Here is a 2,014-nt window from a genome sequence, read left to right on the forward strand (position 1 = left end):
CAAATGAATAATCTCAAAAATTACGATAGCTGCTAATCGATTGTAGCGATTAGCTCTAAAACCATGCTAGCTGATTTCTTCCCTGCTTCGATAATAAATTCATCAAAACTTATACCAGCTTCTTCATCAGCAACATCTGACATCGTTCTTACAATGACAAAAGGTTTATTGAATTGATACCCTACTTGAGCAATCGCAGCACCTTCCATTTCAGCTGCTAAAGCATCTGGAAAATGACTGAGAATTTTTTCAGTCTCCTTTTTGCCAGCAACAAAAGAGTCACTAGTCACTATCAATCCATTAACAGGATGCAATCCGACACTTTTTGCAGCTTTGTTTGTCTTTTCAATCATCGTCTTGTCTGCTGCATAACGCGCAGGCATTTGGGGAACTTGGCCAATTTCATAATTGAATACAGTTGCATCGACATCATGATAAGCCAGTTGTGAGGAAATCACTACATCGCCTACAGCAAGTCCTTTCCCGATGCCACCTGCTGAACCGGTATTGATCAAAACATCTGTCCCATATTGAGCAATCAACAGTGTTGCAGCAATAGCAGCGTTGACTTTACCTATACCAGATTGAACTAGGACAACTTGGTGTTCTGCTATTTTTCCAGAAATAAAAGTTGCATTTGCTTGTGTCCATTCTTTTCCATCTACCATTTTTGTTTTTAGCAATGCTACTTCTTCTTCCATAGCTCCAATAATTCCAATTTTCATTTAGCTTCTCCTCTTTATTATCAGATTAAAAAAACAATGATCAGCACTATAACCAACAACAGGGAAACTACAATAATCGCTTTCGTCAATAATTTGTCCACACTACGGTATTTATCATTTTCTGTTTTGCGGCTTTTAGTTACTTTACCTTCTTTTTCCATTTGTTTCTGATAAGATTTTTCAACTTTTTCGCGTTCTTTAGCTCTTTTTTTTGCTTCTTTTCCTTCTTGTTCTTTTATTCTTCGCAATTCCGCTCTTGTTTTTTGATCCATTCCTTTATTTACCCCGCTTTAATTCTTTGTCTGCCTAGTCAATTTCCAATAGAAAAGAGCAAATACCGTCTTAGAGTCAATGATCAATTGTTGCTCATATGCTTCCCAAGCTTCTTCAAAAGATAACGTTAGAATTTCAATAAATTCATCTTCATCTTGAGAAAGAGGTTGATCCACTTTAGTTAATCCTTCAGCTCGATAAATATAGATCAATTCGTTTGTAAACCCAGGTGAAGTATAAAAAGAAGTTTCTAAATCAAATCGTGCTGCTCGAAACCCCGTTTCCTCTTCGAGCTCTCTTTTTCCTGTTTCTGCCGGATCTTTATCTGTCGCATCAATTTTTCCTGCTGGAATTTCTAAAATCGTCTTTTCAATGGCTTTCCGAAATTGCTTAACAAAAACCATTTTGCCATCTGCTGTAAAGGGCATAATAGCCACTGCTCCATCATGTTTTACGATTTCACGGTCAGCTTTTTTCCCATTAGGCAAAAGAACTTTTTCTACCCAATATTCAGTTATATTTCCTTTATAAATAAGTTCTTTGTTAACTGTTTTTTCTACAAAATCCATTTTGCTTCCTCCCGTCTGTAAACATTGACTTCTTTCATATCATACCTTTTCAATTTTTATTTTTCAATCCTCAACTTGATTTAACTCTTTTCTAAGTTCGTTTATACTTTAACAAAAGTCGTAGTTAGAAATCCTTCTTTAGTCTGATGGGCCTTTTAGAATCATTTATGATAAAATAGAATTATAAAATGATCATCAAATATAGGAGTTAAATAAAAAAATGGAGTGAATCTCAATGAATGATTTCCTTAAAAACCTTAACGATATTTTACGCTATACTTTCACAAGTATCTCAACAATTTTAATCTTTTTAGTACTCATCTTTATCTTTAATTTAGGCTTATGGTGGTCTTTAATTATCAGTATCGGAATCGGTGCTTTCTTCTTTTATAAACAAAGTGAAGCTAACGTTGCCCATCCAAAGAAAAGATTGCGCAAAGTTTCTGC

3 protein-coding genes and 1 pseudogene are annotated in these 2,014 nt (G+C 34.9%); 1 reads left to right on the forward strand and 3 read right to left on the reverse strand.

All coding sequences use genetic code 11. The features are described 5' to 3' along the window. Nucleotides 1-32: 32 nt before the first annotated feature. The 3 genes from RT405_RS00410 to RT405_RS00420 are packed head-to-tail and all read right to left on the reverse strand — an operon-like array spanning nucleotide 33 to nucleotide 1,567. Nucleotides 33-725, reverse strand: coding sequence for a 5'-methylthioadenosine/adenosylhomocysteine nucleosidase (locus tag RT405_RS00410; protein WP_313466723.1), 693 nt, complete (start codon nucleotides 723-725; stop codon nucleotides 33-35). A gap of 20 nt (nucleotides 726-745) precedes the next feature. Next, complete coding sequence (gene macP, locus RT405_RS00415) at nucleotides 746-997, reverse strand: cell wall synthase accessory phosphoprotein MacP (protein ID WP_313466724.1); 252 nt, start codon at nucleotides 995-997, stop codon at nucleotides 746-748. An 18-nt stretch (nucleotides 998-1,015) separates the two neighbouring features. After that, nucleotides 1,016-1,567, reverse strand: a complete 552-nt coding sequence (locus tag RT405_RS00420; protein WP_313466725.1) for an NUDIX hydrolase — start codon at nucleotides 1,565-1,567, stop codon at nucleotides 1,016-1,018. A gap of 235 nt (nucleotides 1,568-1,802) precedes the next feature. Here RT405_RS00420 and RT405_RS00425 point away from each other — a divergent pair. Then, nucleotides 1,803-2,014: pseudogene (locus tag RT405_RS00425) on the forward strand (phosphatase); the annotation flags it as partial.

Origin of the sequence: Carnobacterium sp. (genome assembly GCF_032094055.1) — a bacterium.
Lineage (GTDB): Bacteria > Bacillota > Bacilli > Lactobacillales > Carnobacteriaceae > Carnobacterium_A.